The 16,597-nt window shown below is 40.4% G+C and carries 16 protein-coding genes; all 16 read left to right on the forward strand.

The window, feature by feature from the left end:
- Positions 1 to 294: 294 nt before the first annotated feature.
- The 16 genes from ylqF (at position 295) to fliJ (ending at position 16,586) form a co-directional block, all read left to right on the forward strand.
- A complete protein-coding gene (gene ylqF, locus NIE32_RS00965) occupies positions 295 to 1,164 on the forward strand; it encodes a ribosome biogenesis GTPase YlqF (RefSeq protein WP_253052076.1) in 870 nt (289 codons plus the stop codon).
- A gap of 65 nt (positions 1,165 to 1,229) precedes the next feature.
- Positions 1,230 to 1,991 carry a ribonuclease HII gene (gene rnhB / locus NIE32_RS00970; RefSeq protein WP_253052078.1) on the forward strand — a complete coding sequence of 254 codons (762 nt, stop codon included), beginning with the start codon at positions 1,230 to 1,232 and terminating at the stop codon, positions 1,989 to 1,991.
- 23 nt (positions 1,992 to 2,014) lie between these two features.
- Positions 2,015 to 3,544 carry a hypothetical protein gene (locus NIE32_RS00975; RefSeq protein ID WP_253052080.1) on the forward strand — a complete coding sequence of 510 codons (1,530 nt, stop codon included), beginning with the start codon at positions 2,015 to 2,017 and terminating at the stop codon, positions 3,542 to 3,544.
- A complete protein-coding gene (locus tag NIE32_RS00980) occupies positions 3,541 to 3,834 on the forward strand; it encodes an EscU/YscU/HrcU family type III secretion system export apparatus switch protein (RefSeq protein WP_253052082.1) in 294 nt (97 codons plus the stop codon). The genes NIE32_RS00975 and NIE32_RS00980 overlap by 4 nt, the downstream gene beginning before the upstream one ends.
- Positions 3,835 to 4,001: 167 nt before the next feature.
- The gene (gene dprA, locus NIE32_RS00985; RefSeq protein WP_253052084.1) at positions 4,002 to 4,907 is read left to right on the forward strand and encodes a DNA-processing protein DprA; all 906 of its coding nucleotides are present in this window, start codon (positions 4,002 to 4,004) and stop codon (positions 4,905 to 4,907) included.
- Positions 4,908 to 5,045: 138 nt separating this feature from the next.
- The gene (gene topA / locus NIE32_RS00990) at positions 5,046 to 7,130 is read left to right on the forward strand and encodes a type I DNA topoisomerase (RefSeq protein ID WP_253052086.1); all 2,085 of its coding nucleotides are present in this window, start codon (positions 5,046 to 5,048) and stop codon (positions 7,128 to 7,130) included.
- 38 nt (positions 7,131 to 7,168) lie between these two features.
- Positions 7,169 to 8,476, forward strand: a complete 1,308-nt coding sequence (gene trmFO, locus NIE32_RS00995; RefSeq protein WP_253052088.1) for an FADH(2)-oxidizing methylenetetrahydrofolate--tRNA-(uracil(54)-C(5))-methyltransferase TrmFO — start codon at positions 7,169 to 7,171, stop codon at positions 8,474 to 8,476.
- A 412-nt stretch (positions 8,477 to 8,888) separates the two neighbouring features.
- Positions 8,889 to 9,665, forward strand: a complete 777-nt coding sequence (gene codY / locus NIE32_RS01000) for a GTP-sensing pleiotropic transcriptional regulator CodY (protein ID WP_253052090.1) — start codon at positions 8,889 to 8,891, stop codon at positions 9,663 to 9,665.
- A 653-nt stretch (positions 9,666 to 10,318) separates the two neighbouring features.
- Complete coding sequence (gene flgB, locus NIE32_RS01005; RefSeq protein WP_354326812.1) at positions 10,319 to 10,660, forward strand: flagellar basal body rod protein FlgB; 342 nt, start codon at positions 10,319 to 10,321, stop codon at positions 10,658 to 10,660.
- 1 nt (position 10,661) lies between these two features.
- Entirely contained in the window at positions 10,662 to 11,108 is a 447-nt protein-coding gene (gene flgC, locus NIE32_RS01010; protein WP_253052094.1) for a flagellar basal body rod protein FlgC, read from the forward strand.
- 25 nt (positions 11,109 to 11,133) lie between these two features.
- Positions 11,134 to 11,418: a flagellar hook-basal body complex protein FliE gene (gene fliE, locus NIE32_RS01015; RefSeq protein ID WP_494337181.1), complete on the forward strand. Its 285-nt coding sequence runs from the start codon at positions 11,134 to 11,136 to the stop codon at positions 11,416 to 11,418.
- 37 nt (positions 11,419 to 11,455) lie between these two features.
- On the forward strand, positions 11,456 to 13,051 hold the full coding sequence (gene fliF, locus NIE32_RS01020; RefSeq protein ID WP_253052098.1) for a flagellar basal-body MS-ring/collar protein FliF: 1,596 nt from the start codon (positions 11,456 to 11,458) through the stop codon (positions 13,049 to 13,051).
- Between the two features lie 13 nt (positions 13,052 to 13,064).
- Complete coding sequence (fliG, locus tag NIE32_RS01025) at positions 13,065 to 14,081, forward strand: flagellar motor switch protein FliG (protein ID WP_253052100.1); 1,017 nt, start codon at positions 13,065 to 13,067, stop codon at positions 14,079 to 14,081.
- Complete coding sequence (gene fliH / locus NIE32_RS01030) at positions 14,074 to 14,829, forward strand: flagellar assembly protein FliH (RefSeq protein WP_253052102.1); 756 nt, start codon at positions 14,074 to 14,076, stop codon at positions 14,827 to 14,829. Before fliG ends, fliH begins: the two co-directional genes overlap by 8 nt.
- 1 nt (position 14,830) lies before the next feature.
- The gene (gene fliI / locus NIE32_RS01035) at positions 14,831 to 16,159 is read left to right on the forward strand and encodes a flagellar protein export ATPase FliI (RefSeq protein ID WP_253052104.1); all 1,329 of its coding nucleotides are present in this window, start codon (positions 14,831 to 14,833) and stop codon (positions 16,157 to 16,159) included.
- A complete protein-coding gene (fliJ, locus tag NIE32_RS01040; protein ID WP_253052106.1) occupies positions 16,149 to 16,586 on the forward strand; it encodes a flagellar export protein FliJ in 438 nt (145 codons plus the stop codon). Before fliI ends, fliJ begins: the two co-directional genes overlap by 11 nt.
- The last annotated feature ends 11 nt before the right edge of the window (positions 16,587 to 16,597 follow it).

Below are 16,597 nucleotides of genomic sequence, written 5' to 3' on the forward strand. Positions count from 1 at the left end.
GTGCAGTATTGAAAAAGGAGGGGCTTGGGACACCAAGTCCCTTCTGTTTTTTTAACGTAAAAATACAGTAAAGATGCAAGATGCCCGCGGGATCGTTCCCGATGATCACACGCCAAGTGTTTATTAGCCCCGCAGAATACATTGATGTATGAGGGGGCTCACGGATCGTTTGCTGCAAGCGAGTGATCGAAGCAGAATTAATGCAAAATAAGGACTGGGCAGTTATTACCCAGTTTTTCTCATCCTTACATTGCATACCTGCTTGAGTAAACAAAATGAAAGGGGACAATGACCGTGACAATACAATGGTATCCTGGACATATGGCTAAAGCAAAACGCCAGATGGTCGAAAAAATTAAACAAATAGATGTCGTGATTGAACTTGTTGATAGCCGTATTCCTTTAGCGTCAAGGAATCCACTTGTTGAAGAAATTGCTTCAGGAAAACCAAGACTTCTCATTATGAATAAGATTGATATGGCTGATCGACAGGCAACACAGCAATGGAAACACTTTTTCGAAACTGAGGGTGTGACTGTTCATTTAGTAAATAGCCAGACTGGCCAAGGGGTCTCAACATTACCTGATGCGGTTCATAAGCTGACTGCTGCCAGACGAAAAAAACTTGAGGACAGAGGTTTTCGTCCTCATGCGGATCGTGCGTTGATCCTTGGAATACCTAACGTAGGCAAGTCAACCTTAATAAATCGATTGGCTGGAAAGAAGATTGCCAAAATAGGGGATCGTCCGGGCGTGACGAAAGCACAACAATGGATCAAAGTTGGATCTACTATGGAGCTTCTGGACACACCTGGGATTTTGTGGCCCAAATTCGATGATCCACAAGTGGGTCTCTGTCTTGCAGCTACAGGCGCAATAAAAGAAGAACTGCTGGATTTCCAAGAAATTGCTTTTTTCTTATTAAAAACCACATTGCATCATTACCGGCAATCCTTAGCAGATCGTTATAATCTGGATTCACTTCCTGAGTTAACGGGGACTGGCGAGGATCAGGATAAACTTGTTCAACTGTTTGATGAAATTGGCAAGAAGAGAGGTTGTCTGATGAGCGGTGGTTACATTGACTATGATCGTGTTTCGGAGATTATTATTCGTGACTATCGCAGCCAAAAACTAGGGCCGCTGACTCTTGAATGGCCATAATTGACCAGATAAAGGCTAAAATTTGTTTTTATTACACCGATATAGAATGTACAGGGGAAGGTAGCATGCAAGAACTGACAATCGCACAAATCCAGGAGAAACTCATCACCACAACCGAACTCACTGAGGAAGAACATCAACAATTAATAAATGATTCACGCATCGGTGTTCGAAAAGCACTGCAGAAATGGGAAGCACGCCGCTCACATTTAAAGAAACTTGTAGAAAAGTACCATCAGATGAATGACTTTGAGAATGAGTTGAAGATGGAGGGCGCAAGAAAAATTGCAGGTATTGATGAAGCCGGGCGAGGGCCACTGGCAGGCCCGGTTGTTGCTGCAAGTGTCATCTTACAACCAGATGCTATGATCCCCGGATTGAACGATTCGAAACAGTTGTCTGCTGGTAAAAGAGAGTACCTCTATAATCGGATTTGTGAGTCAGCATTATCATTTGGTGTCGGTATTGTTTCTGCTGCAGAAATTGACCAAATCAACATTTATCAGGCAGCGAAGAAAGCGATGGTCAAAGCTGTTGATCAGATGGAAATTAAACCGGATCATTTACTGATTGATGCGATGGAGTTACCGCTCAAAATTCCGCAGAAATCCTTAATTAAGGGAGATGCGCGTAGTAATTCTATTGCTGCAGCATCCATTCTGGCAAAAGTAACACGTGATCGTCTCATGTGCGCTCTTGACCAAAAATATCCAGGTTACGGCTTTGCTGTGCATAAAGGGTATGGAACCAAAGCACATTTGGAAGCGATTGAACAGCTTGGTACCTGTCCTGAGCATCGACTTACCTTTGCACCATTAAAATCGTGAACCATGGATGAGAAGGTGATCCTGTGAACTTTCAACCCTATGCCATCAGCCAAAGTCAAATGATTAGTACATATGCTCCTGAGCAAATATTACGTGGGAAAGTGCTTGATCTCTTGCCGGACAGGACTGCTCTGGTTCAACTTGGAGCGAAACAAGTTGTAGCTAAAGTAGCTTCTGTGGAACCGCCTTTAAAAGTTGGACAGGATTACTTGTTCCAGATACAACAGGGCAGTAACCCGTTACTCGCAAAGGTTGTTGATAGAAAACAAACAACTGACCTCACCGGTAAAACCATGGTTGATGATGTTCTTACTGCATTGAATCTCGATAATAATGACTCAGTAACTCGAAAAATCATTCAATCCTTTCTCAATCACGGGGATCCTTTATCTCGTGACACCATTCTTGGTGCTCGTGCATTGATGAAAGCAGGTTCAGAATTTTCAAAGGACATGCAAACGATTCGCTGGTTGCTGAATCGAGAACTTCCTTTAACGAATACTTTTTTTCAAATAGCAAAGGACTCTGCACGGATGGAGTCACTGAGTACAAAGCTGGAAGGTATGCTACAGCAATTGGACCAAGCTCCAGTGCATACATCTGCAATGGACCAATTAAAGACATCATTACACACATTCTCCAATTCAAATGGTTCAGACAGACTCCTTGAACTTTTTAACCAAATTGGACGTGAAAGAGGCCGTTCTTTATTGTCTACCTTCATTAAAGAACAAATGCCAGAAAGTCAGCTTACACGAACGATTCAGAGTACGCTTGATCGCTATATGTCCGGCTCTTTTACGAACAAAGAAACTTCAGCACTAATGAAAGACTTGAACTTGGGTGGTTCAGTCCAATCATTCAGTGAATCCTTTCGAGACTTTGCAGTTCAGCATGATCCGGAGGTCAGTAAGTTACTCAAAATACCCAGTGAGCCGGATACTCTTTTTCAAGCGTTAAAAAAAATAGGGTTTGACTATGAACATCAACTAACGAAATGGTTCAACAATGGCGTAATGTCTGATCAACTGTCAAGTTCGATTAAAGAACAACTCCTTGCGGTTGCTCAAGATCCACAATCTCCGTCTGCCATAAAAAAGGCAGCCCATGATATGGTACAGAAAATAACTGGCGAACAACTTCAAATGGTGTCTGCAGATCCTTTTGTTGCTCAGTTTTCAATGCAACTTCCATTACCTTTTCAGCAAAAGGTATCAAATGTTTCTATTTATTGGGAGGGGAAGAGAGATCGGAAAGGCACGCTCGATCCGAATTCTTGCACATTATTATTGTGGCTGGATCTGAATCACCTCAAAGAGACGCTAATCAGTGTACGTGTACAGAATCGTTCAGTTGCCTTAACCATTCAGAATGATCAGATGGATCTCAGTCACTGGTTGAAGGCAGGGGAAATGCACTTAAGTGAACGCTTGAAAGAAATAGGGTATCAGCTTGTCTCTTTGACTCAGTCGGAAAAAATTGATCCGAATCTTATTAAGAAAGCAACACAACCGCTCACAGAATCAAATTATCGCCTGGACGTGAAAGTATGACTCAAAGAGAGAATAAGAAAAAGGCTGTAGCTTTAAGTTATGTACAAGGAGCAGACCGAGCACCTCGTGTCACTGCGAAAGGCGAGGGAGAAATCGCTCAGCGAATGATTGATACGGCTAAAGAACATAATATTCCCATTCAAGAAGATCCCGCACTCGTATCAATGTTAGGCAAACTTGACCTGAATCAGATGATTCCTCAAGAACTTTACCAAGCAGTTGCGGAAATCTTTGCATTTATTTATACTATTGATAATCAAGTTGATCAACGGAACCATAACCAAAAATAGTTAGAATATTATGAATTCAGTAATCCTGCTTTGGATGAACAAACATGCCTTTTTCACTTCAAACCGATGCAACAGCTTATGCGCCATTACTTCAAAAATGAACCTCGCATTAATCTCCAATTGTTAATTTCTGTCCTTATAAAGAAATAATTCCACGGTAAAAGAAGGTGCTTCTTATCGATCAGCTGACCAGTCAATTAATGTTGCTTAATCATTGCCGCGGTATTGGTAGACGTACCGTTTGGCGACTTATTCAATCAGACCCTGCACTTCGCCATTTGAATAGCTATTCAATAAATGATTGGCTTACAAAGTATGGCGTACCTCCAAAACATGCACAGCTTTTTATTAAGGATTTTAACTCTATGAACCCCATTGACCTGGCCCACCAGTATGAACACCATCATATCGTTCCGATACCTTTTCACCATCCATCTTATCCAAAGCGATTGAAGACAATCAGTGACCCACCATACTTACTCTATGCAAAGGGAGATCTAACGCTATTAAACTCATATAAAGCCCTTAGTGTTGTTGGAACAAGACATCCGAGTATTGAAGCGAATCATGTGATGCATGAAGTGCTGACACCGCTCGTGGAACAAGGTTGGGTTATTATTAGTGGGATGGCCATGGGAATTGACGGAATGGCACATCGAATCGCAGAAAATGGTAAAACGATAGCCGTCTTAGGCTCAGGATTGCTACATCCGTATCCCGCACAACACCATACGCTTTTTTCACAATTGTGTAAAAACCAGTTGGTGATTAGTGAATATCCACCATCAGCAAGACCAGAACGTTGGCGTTTTCCTGAACGAAATCGCATAATAAGTGGGTTAGGTCTCGGAACGCTTGTTATTGAGGCGAAAGAGAAGAGCGGTTCATTAATTACAGCGGATCAAGCGCTTGACCAAGGGCGGGAGGTCTTTGCTATTCCCGGATCCATACTGAAAGACAATAGTAGTGGTACAAATCGATTGATTCAGCAAGGAGCAAAACTGGTTTGTCATTGGCATGATATTATCGATGAATTTTCTTTGCCATTTGGAGAGTTATTTAATAAAGCGTAATAGTATTCATAATTTAATAATTACAGCAGTTAGTTCCATTTAATAAATGATTAGTTATTTGTTTACGTTTGACAAAGCTTTCATCAATCATTAAGATTAGTGAAGATTTGAATATTCACAGAAAGGGGGAGAAACAACATGAGTGATTATCTAGTCATTGTGGAATCTCCCGCTAAAGCAAAAACCATAAAACGTTATCTAGGTTCAAAATATGAAGTCAAAGCCTCAATGGGCCACGTACGTGATTTACCTAGAAGTCAAATGGGCATTGATGTTGACGATCACTTCAAACCGCGTTATATTACAATCCGTGGTAAGGGCCCGGTGCTTAAAGATTTGAAAAGTGCGGCAAAAAAAGCAAAGAAAGTCTTTCTTGCAGCCGACCCCGATCGAGAAGGGGAAGCTATTGCCTGGCATTTAGCACATAGCCTTGAAATCGATGATCATTCAGCTTGCCGGGTCGTCTTTAATGAAATTACAAAGCCTGCAATTAAAGACGCTTTTAAAACGCCAAGAAAAATTAACATGGATCTTGTTGATGCACAACAGGCGAGACGTGTCCTTGATCGACTCGTTGGCTACAATATCAGCCCCTTACTTTGGAAAAAAGTAAAGAAGGGCTTAAGCGCAGGTCGCGTTCAATCGGTTGCATTACGAATGATCATCGAACGTGAAAAAGAAATCAAAGCCTTTAATCCTGAAGAATATTGGTCAATTACTGGAAAGTTTCATGTCGATGATGAGTCATTCGAAGCTGCTTTCTATGGTTATGATGGAAAGAAACAAGTATTAAAGACGAACGAAGATGTGAAACAGATTCTGGATAGAATCAAGAGCCCAAATTTTCTCATACAGAATGTACAGAAAAAAGAACGATTGAGGAATCCGGTAGTTCCTTTTACTACGTCTTCGCTTCAGCAAGAAGCAGCGAGGAAACTCAATTTTCGGGCACGTAAAACGATGATGATTGCACAACAGCTTTATGAAGGGATCGCGCTTGGTAAGCAGGGAAGTACGGGTTTAATTACGTATATGAGAACGGATTCAACACGTATCTCCGATGTTGCAAAAGCCGAAGCAAAATCATTTATTTTTGATAACTATGGTGAGAACTATTACAACATGCATCCTCAGAAAGCGAAGAAATCAGAGAATACTCAGGATGCACATGAAGGTGTTCGGCCAACATCTGTACTTCGAGTGCCGAAAGAAATCAAAGATTACTTGAGCAGGGATCAATTTAAGCTCTATAAATTAATTTGGGAACGTTTTGTAGCAAGTCAAATGGCACCTGCTGTACTGGATACTGTTCGTGCTGATCTTGAACAGAATGGTGTTCTATTCAGGGCTTCGGGCTCGAAGGTGAAATTTCAAGGATTTATGAAGGTTTATATTGAGGGCAGTGATGATTTAAAGAAATCGGATAATGCACCTCATGAAAATTTCTTGCCGGAACTTGAAGAAGGTATGGTTGCGATCAAAGATCAAACCGATCCAAAACAACACTTTACTCAGCCGCCTCCAAGATATACCGAAGCAACACTTGTTAAATCTATGGAGGAAATTGGAATAGGACGTCCTTCAACTTATGCGCCAACCATTGATACGATCCAACGTCGTAATTATGTGACCATGGATGCCAAGCGATTTGTTCCAACTGAATTAGGCGAAGTTGTTTTAAACCTGATTGTTGAATTCTTTCCGGAAATTATTAATATTGATTTCACTGCACAAATGGAAACAGATCTTGATGAAGTAGAAGAAGGAAAGAAAAATTGGATCGGATTGATCGATGCCTTTTATCAAGATTTTTCTAAGCGGTTATCTACGGCTGAGAAAGAAATGCAATCTGTTTCGATTAAAGATGAGCCGGCTGGAATAAAGTGTGAAAAATGCGGCCATGAAATGGTCTATAAGATGGGACGTTTCGGAAAATTTTTAGCGTGTTCGAACTTTCCTGAATGTCGAAATACAAAAGCAATATTAAAAAAGATGGGTGTTCCATGTCCAAAGTGTGGAAAAGGAGAAGTTGTAGAACGCAGAAGCAAGAAACATCGTATTTTCTACGGCTGCGATCGGTTTCCAGAATGTGATTTCGTTTCATGGGATAAGCCTATTCAAAGACAATGTCCAAAATGTGGTTCGTACCTTGTTGAGAAAAAAACAAAGAATGCGAAGTCGGTAGAATGTCCGAAATGTGATTATAAGGAAGAAATGCAATAAATGTTTATGGATTCTTTTTATGGAAATGAGGAAAGTAAATGGCCATTCAACCGGTTAATGTAATTGGCGCAGGTCTCGCAGGAAGTGAAGCGGCTTGGCAGCTTGCAAAACGCGGCATACCTGTTCATCTCTATGAAATGCGCCCCACGAAGCAAACGCCTGCTCACCAAACAGGCCAATTTGCAGAGCTTGTCTGCACGAATTCATTACGTTCAAATAGTCTCACAAATGCTGTGGGGATATTAAAAGAAGAAATGCGTCGTCTCGACTCATTAATTATGGAGGCTGCCGACACGGCATCGGTACCCGCAGGGGGCGCATTAGCAGTTGATCGTCATGACTTTTCCGGACTCGTGACATCAAAATTAAGAAATCTTTCAAATGTAAAAGTTATCGATGCAGAAGTGGATGAAATCCCAACAGGAATAACAATTATAGCTACAGGACCATTGACTTCACCTGCATTGTCCGCACAATTGCAACGGTTAACAGGGGAAGACTATTTTTATTTTTATGACGCAGCTGCACCAATTATTTCTGGAGAAACCATTGATCATGATAAAGTTTATTTGAAGTCCCGCTATGATAAGGGGGATGCAGCATATTTAAATTGCCCAATGACTAAAGAAGAATTCGAAACATTCTTTCATGCACTCATTTCTGCAGAAACAGCACCGTTGAAGGAATTTGAACAAGAAAAATATTTTAGTGGCTGTATGCCTGTAGAAATAATGGCAAGGCAAGGTGCGAAAACATTATTGTTCGGCCCGCTAAAACCGGTCGGATTGGAAGACCCAAGAACGGGAAAACGGCCGTATGCTGTTGTCCAACTAAGACAGGACAACACAGCAGGAACCCTATTTAATATTGTTGGTTTTCAAACCCACTTAAAATGGGGCGAACAGAAAAAGGTCTTTCAATTGATACCCGGTCTTGAGCATGCGGAGATTGTTCGGTATGGTGTTATGCATCGAAATACGTTTCTTAATTCACCACTTCTTCTCAACCCTACTTATCAAACGAAAACAAGAGAAGATCTCTTTTTCGCCGGTCAGATGACCGGTGTAGAGGGTTATGTTGAGTCAGCAGCATCAGGTTTGATTGCTGGCATCAATGCAGCAAGATTGGCTGCCGGATCAGATCCAATTGTCTTTCCGGAAGAAACTGTAATTGGTAGCATGGCCCACTACATTACGTCGGCAAATGCAAAGAATTTTCAACCCATGAATGCAAACTTTGGGTTACTACCACCGATCCAAGAAAGGATTCGTGACAAAAAAGAACGAGCAGCTCACTATGCTGAACGTGCTTTGAACACAATTCAGAATGTTGTTATAAAACTGTAAATTTCATTGCTAATTAAGAGCACATGTGCTAACATAAATGAGCAGGTGTCCTCTGCTTACTTTTTGGTTTTATTTGGCCATATAGTGCATGATCTTGTCGAATAGAGTAAAAGAATTGTCAGAGCTAAAAAAAATCTAAGTATTAAATTTGTATTAAGATTTAATATTCTGACGATAATTGAACCATCAAGTTAAAATTTGTTTGCATTTTTTAGTATCGGATAATATTGGTGTGAGAAGGTTACATACAATTTTGGGAATTGCATTGCGATGCATGCCATTTAAAGTCTGTTTTTTTATAAAGTATTGATGGACTTGCTTGAGGTTCGACGGCAGTAGGTCTAGAGATTGTTGTAAAAACCATTATCCAACCAGTTTATTAGTTATTAAGGTTATTCAGGAGGAAATGAAGATGACGTTATTAGAAAAGACGAGGAAAATTAATCAATTACTTCAAAGCACGAAGACACAAGTCGACTTTAATGAAATGGCACAGACGCTTCGCGATGTTATCCAGACGAACACCTTTGTTGTTAGTCGCAGAGGTAAGATCCTTGGCCTCTCATTAAAGTTGGAATTTGAAAACGAACGTATGCAAAAAATGTTTGAGAATAGACAGTTTCCAGATACGTACACACAAAATTTGTTCATGGTGGCTCAAACATCACCCAATCTGGATGTAAATAGTGATTTCAGTATTTTCCCAGATGAAAATAAAGACTTGTTTACCCAAGGATTGACAACGGTTGTCCCGATCGTCGGCGGTGGGGAACGACTTGGTACACTTATTCTTTCACGGTTGAATGAATCATTTACTGATGAAGATTTGATTCTTGCAGAATATGGTGCGACTGTAGTTGGTATGGAAATTCTTCGTGAAAAAACGGATGAAGTTGAAGAAGAGGCACGTGAGAAAGCGATTGTGCAAATGGCAATTGGTTCCCTCTCTTATAGTGAATTGGAAGCAATTGAACACATTTTTGAAGAATTGGACGGCAAAGAAGGCTTGCTTGTTGCAAGTAAAATAGCTGACCGTGTTGGAATCACACGTTCTGTTATTGTCAACGCACTTAGAAAGCTGGAAAGTGCAGGAGTTATTGAATCGCGTTCTCTTGGTATGAAAGGAACGTACATTAAAGTACTTAATGATAAGTTTCTCTACGAACTTAACCGAATTAAGGGTGAATAAGAGAAGCTTCCCTTTGTAAGCGTATATGAGCTCCATCTTGTCGGGACCTTTAGTGACAAAACTTTGTCACTAAAGGTCCTTTTTTAAATGATAAGAAACATTCATTGACCGTTTGAAGGGCGCGTGACACTACTTGGATGAAAATATAAAATACTCTAGTTATGTGCATTTGCGAGACGCTTGCGAAGGTTCCTGCTGATCGCGAGCAAGGTGAGACCTTTAAAGTTGAGTTTTGTTGACAAACTTCAGGGGTTAGTTCATTTTTCCCGGTTCTTTTTCTATCATCAAGATACGATTGAGGATTATTTGTGAACAAATCTTATAGTGCTCATGGCCTGTTTTTTTTCGTGAAAAAAGAATATAATTTTCAGTTATCTTCAAAAAATAAAGAAAAAACCTCAAAAATTAACAAATAATGGAAATACTAGCGCTGAAATAACTATTTTATAAAGTTGAAGTGCAAGAAAAATGCTGTCGAATTATAGACTTTAACGTAGACATAAGTAAAAAAATTGATAAAATAGAAATGTATTCTCAAACTATGTAATTTATTCTCAAACTATGTAATACGCATTTAATAGTTATCTTTATAATGAAAGAAGGGTTGTCGTACTATGTCATCACTATCTCCTTTATCAGCTATTGAACGTGGGATGAATGCATCTATGGCAGAACAAAATGCAATAGCGCAGAATATAGCAAATGTCGACACCCCAAATTACAAAGCGAAAAAAGTTGTATTTAATGATGTGTTGCAAAGTTCGCTCGTAGCAAATCGTACCAATCCGCGCCACTATAATTTTTCAACATCGGACGGATCAGGTTATACAACTGTAACCGATAATTTTGGTTCAGTGCAAAATAACGGTAATAATGTTGACATTGATCATGAAATGTCCGAGTTAGCTCAAAACCAGCTTCTATACCAAGCGCTTGGCCAATCGGCGAGCAATCAATTTCAGCAATTTAACATGGTATTAGGAGGTTCAAATTGAGATGGGAATGTTTAGTGGACTAGATATATCTTCTTCAGGCTTAACTGCGCAACGATTTAGGATGGATGTTGCATCAGCAAACATCGCGAATCAAGATACAACACATGGTCGCTTGGTTAATGGTAAATGGGTACCTTATACCCGGCAAGTGGTTAATTTAAAAACGATTGATTCACCATCTTTTGATTCGGTGTTGCAGCACTCACTAGGTTCTTCCTCAGGTGGGGTAGAGGTAGCATCCGTTAGTGATGATCCGACTGCTTATCCAGTCAAATATGATCCAACGAACCCAGATGCAGATGCGAGTGGGTATGTCCAGGAACCTAATGTCGACCCTCTAAAAGAAATGGTTGATTTAATGGATGCAAATCGCTCCTATGAAGCAGGGGTAACAGTTTTGAATGCGAATAAAAGCATGCTCACCCATGCGCTTGAAATTGGAAGGTAGGGATCGATAAGTGAACATTAATCCAATCAACTTTAATTCGTCCACAGCGACTACAGCTGCAGGTAACCAAACAGTAGCCAAAGCTCAAAATGGATTTGCGGGTGCTCTGAAAAATGCACTGGGTACAGTAAACACTTCGCAGCAGACGGCAAATCAAATGGTCACTGAATTAGCTAATGGGAATAGTAATGTCGACTTACATAATGTCATGATTGCAATGCAAAAGGCTGACGTAATGCTAAAAACGACTGTTCAAGTGCGCGACCGTGTAATCGAAGCCTACCAAGAAGTTATGAGAATGCAGGTTTGATGGGCATCGGGTGTGTTAATGAACGGAGGAAGCATTCATGAAAGAACGATTATCAACATGGGTAACTCACATAAAAAATTTCTGGACTAATTTGCCTAGAAAAAGAAAAATATGGATCATTGGCGGCGCTTCGACAATTCTTATCGCAACGATCCTTATCTTGTTGCTGACGAATGTGAAACATTACACGCCTTTGTATAGTAATTTGTCAACAAATGAAGCCGGGCAGATTAAAGATACGCTCGACAGCAAAAAAATACCTTATAAACTTTCAAATGGCGGTACGACAATCAGTGTTCCTAAAAATCAAGTCGATGAACTGAAAGTAGAACTAGCAGCACAAGGTATCCCAAAAACGGGACAAATCGATTATTCTTTTTTCGGACAGAATGCCGGGTTTGGTATGACGGATAAGCAATTTGATGTATTACAACGGGCAGCGATGCAAACCGAACTTGCAAATCTTATCTCAAATACAAAAGGGGTTACATCTGCAAAAGTGATGCTGACTCTGCCACAAAATGACGTGTGGGTTGGGGATCAAGGAAATAGCAATAAGGCATCAGCTTCTGTAGTACTTAATATTGTGCCCGGAACGCAGTTAAGTTCTGACCAAATTAATGGTCTTTATCATTTAGTATCGAAGAGTGTTCCAAACCTACCTGTAAATAATATCGTCATTATGGATCAATATTTTAATTACTATGATCTAAAAAATAACGATTCTGGGAACTCGAGTCTCACATCCACATACAACCAACAACAGGCGATTGTTAAAGATGTTGAAAATAATCTTCAGCGTAGAGTGACACAACTGTTAACAACCATGATGGGGCAAGGCAAAGTGATGGTGAATGTCTCCGCTGATGTCGACTTTACACAATCCAAGGAGAAACAATATCTCGTTGAACCGGTTAATCCGCAAACGATGGAAGGATTGCAGACAAGTACGGAGCATATTGCGGAGACCTACACCGGACAAGGTGCTGCCGGACAAGCAGGAACGGGAACAACAGATGTTCCAACTTATCAAAATGGCACGAATAGCAACGGTACATATCAAAAAATCGAAGATCGAGTAAATAATGAATTTAATCGCATCCATCGTGATGTCGTAAATAGTCCATATAAAATTACGGATCTTGGCATTCAGGTCATGATTGAACCGCCAAATCCAAAAAACAACAATTCACTTCCGACACAAAGGATTAACGATGTTCAGTCAATATTAAATTCGATCATCAAAACATCGATCTCAGATCCGCAAGGTCAGGAACTTACGAATGCAGCGATCAATCAAAAAACATCTGTTACAGTTGGACAATTCAATGGACAATTGACTGCACAAACGACAAATGGTGGATTTAATTGGCTATATATTGTCGGAGGAGTCATTCTTGCTTTGATTATTGGTTTAATCATCTGGCTGGTCCTTCGGAGAAGAAGAAATGCGGAAGATATGCTTGATGACCAGACCATTGTCGAAGATATCCCACAAAAAGATGATTACGAGGAACTGTTGAATCAAGAGACTCCAGAACAGAAAAAATACAATGAACTGGAGAAAATGGCAAAACAACAACCGGATCAGTTTGTTAAGTTGTTAAGAAGCTGGATGGCAGAAGATAAGTGAGGAGATGTCGGTGATGGCAGAGCGCAGAACGAAATTAACTGGAAAACAGAAAGCGGCGATTTTAATGATCGCTCTTGGAACCGATGTTTCAGCAAATATCTTCAAACAGTTTACGGAACAGGAAATTGAAGATATGACATTGGAAATTTCAAATGCAAGAAAAATAGATGCTGAAACTAAGGGACAAGTGATCGAAGAGTTTTTTCAGACAGCGCTCGCTCAAGAGTATATCTCACAAGGCGGTATTGGGTACGCCAAGCAAATTCTTGAAAAAGCCCTAGGATCAGATCAAGCCAACAAGGTGATTCAAAGGTTGACGTCCACACTTCAAGTCAAGCCATTTGATTTCATGCGCAAAAGTGATCCGCAACAGATTTTGAACTTTATTCAAAACGAACATCCACAAACGATTGCACTTGTATTATCTTATCTTGATCCGGATCAAGCAGGTGCTGTCTTATCTGCACTCCCAGTTGAAGTTCAAGCGAATGTTGCTCAGCGAATAGCACAGATGGACCGTACTTCACCGGAAACAATTTCTCAGGTTGAAAGAATACTAGAGAAGAAAATCTCTAGTTCTTCAATTAACGAAGATTACACTCAGACAGGTGGCATACCTTCCATCGTCAGTGTACTTAACGGAGTTGACCGGACGACTGAAAAAAACATCCTTGAAAAACTCGAGAAACAAGATCCTGATTTAGCAGAAGAAATCAAAAAACGTATGTTTGTGTTTGAAGACATCATTGTCCTTGATGACCGTGCGATCCAGCGCGTCATTCGTGAAAGTGAGAATGAGGATCTTATTCTAGCAATGCGGACGGCCAGTGATGAAGTAAAAGAACTATTATTTAAAAATATGTCCGAACGGATGGCAGCGAGTTTCAAAGAAGAAATGGAATACATGGGCCCTGTTCGTTTACATGACGTTGAAGAAGCGCAAACGAGAATTGTCAACACGATCCGTAAGCTCGAAGATGCTGGTGAGATTGTGATTGCACGCGGTAAGGGAGATGACGTCATTGTCTAATCTGATAAAGCGCGCGCAAACAGAGGGTGAAGCGAAGATTGTTCAGATCTCAGCAATCATTGATCCTCAACTTGATGCATTAACTGATGAGATGGATCAAGAGTCCATTGAGAAAACACTGACAGAAAAGATAAATCAGGCAAAGCACGAAGCCGCGCGTATAATCAGAGAGGCAGAAGAAGAACAGGCGAGAATGCAACATCAAATCGAAACAGAAAATGAACGAGCGAAACAGAAACGTGAAGAAGCCCATCAGAAAAGTGTAAAAGAGGGTTACGAAGCTGGCTTCTTACAAGGAACTAAGGAAGCAAAAGAAAAGTATGCGAAACAGATTCAACAAGGAAATCTTTTTGTTGATCAAGCACAAACATATTTTAACGAGTACATAAAAAAAGCGGAACCTGAAATATTGAGTCTCTCAATGGCTGTTGCAGAAAAAATCATTGCAACTTCGGTAGCTCTCGATGAAGACAAATGGTTTTCATTAGTTGAAAAAGCGGTAAGAGAAGTTCGTGATCAAGAGACAATTAAAATAACGGTTGCGCCTATTCACTTTGAATCGATTAACCAACACATCGATGAATTAAAAAAACTTGTACAAGATGCTAAGATTTTCATTTATGCGGATAGTGATTTTTCAAATGATCAATGCACGATTGAAACCTCCTTCGGCAAAATTGATGCCGGCGTACGTAGTCAACTGCAAGTGATTAAAGAGAAACTCTCTGAATTGATGGAGGAGCATTGATATGAAAATGAACCTTTTGATTGATGAACTCTCCTCTATCGACAGTTACCGCCGCTATGGAAAAATTAATCGAGTTGTGGGACTTCTCATTGAATCGAAGGGACCTTCTGCATCTGTTGGCGATGTTTGTCTCATACATATCAAAAATGGCAGAAAAAAAGTTATGGCTGAAGTTGTTGGATTTAAGGATGAAAATATTTTGCTGATGCCTTACACATCTATTGCACAAATATCCCCAGGTTGTCTGGTTGAAGCAACAGATAAACCTCTTGAAGTAAAGGTTAATGATGAACTGATTGGTCAAGTGTGCGACAGCCTTGGGCATCCCTCTTCAGGAATGGCTTTTTCAAAGCCTGTGGTGAATGTTCCAACCAACCAGGACCCACCGGACCCAATGACTCGGCCGCGTATCACTGAGCCAATTGAGCTTGGTATTCGTTCGATAAATGGATTACTGACTGTTGGAAAAGGGCAACGTGTAGGTATTTTTGCAGGTAGCGGTGTGGGCAAGAGTACTCTAATGGGGATGATTGCTCGAAATACAACAGCGGACCTGAATGTTATTGCTTTAATTGGAGAACGTGGCCGGGAAGTAAAAGAATTTCTTGAAAAAGACCTGGGACCTGAAGGGATAAAACGTTCCATTGTGATTGTAGCTACGAGTGACCAACCGGCACTAATGAGAATCAAAGGCGCACTCACAGCAACCGCAATTGCCGAACACTTTCGTTCAGAAGGGAAAAATGTTTTGTTGATGATGGATTCACTGACACGTGTGGCAATGAGCCAGCGTGAAATTGGTCTTGCAATCGGTGAACCACCAACGACAAAGGGGTATCCTCCCTCGGTTTTTGCATTATTACCAAAATTGTTGGAACGAACAGGAACGGATCAGCACGGTACGATCACAGCCTTTTATACCGTATTAGTCGATGGTGATGATCTTGATGAACCGATCTCGGATACAGCAAGAGGTATTCTTGACGGACATATCGTACTTGATCGAGCGCTCGCTCAAAAGGGGCAATATCCCGCTATTAATCTGTTAAAGAGTGTCAGTCGTGTGATGAACACAATAAGTACTCCAGATCATTTACGAGCGGCGTTAAAATTTCGATCCTTGCTCTCTCAGTACTCTGAATCGGAAGATCTTATCAATATCGGTGCTTATAAGCAAGGGAGTTCACCAGAAATCGATGAAGCGATTCATTTCCGCCCCAAAATGTTAACTTATTTACGTCAAGCGGAGAGCGAAAGTGTGAATCTAAAAGACTCGGTTCATCAATTGATTAATGATTTCGGGCAGGAGATGAGTTCGAATGGCGTTTGAGTATCGGTTTGAACGTGTTATGAAACTTGCCGAGAATGAAAAGCAGAATCTAGAGGTTCAGTACAAGTACCTGTTTGATGCTTTTGAAAAACTGGCACATAGACTCATTGATCTGGTTGAACAGAAAAATCGTGTGCAAACGGATCTCCAAAATCAAATGAACCAAGCAATAACTATTGATCAAATGAAGATGGGCATGTCCGATGTTAATAAAATTGACTTTCTCATTGAAGAGACGAACAAGCAATATCTGCGTGCCAAACTGCAATTAGAAACTTTTCAAGGAAAATTACAGCAGAAAGCTATTGAAGTAAAGAAGTATGAAAAAATTAAAGAAAAGCAACAACTAATTTTTAATAAAGTAGTTCATAAAACAGAAATGAAACAGATGGATGAAATCGCTGGTCAGAGAACCTTTCAAAGTTAAGGAGGAAGCTA

It is taken from the genome of Sporolactobacillus kofuensis (assembly GCF_024125425.1).
Classification (GTDB): Bacteria; Bacillota; Bacilli; order Bacillales; family Sporolactobacillaceae; genus Sporolactobacillus; species Sporolactobacillus kofuensis.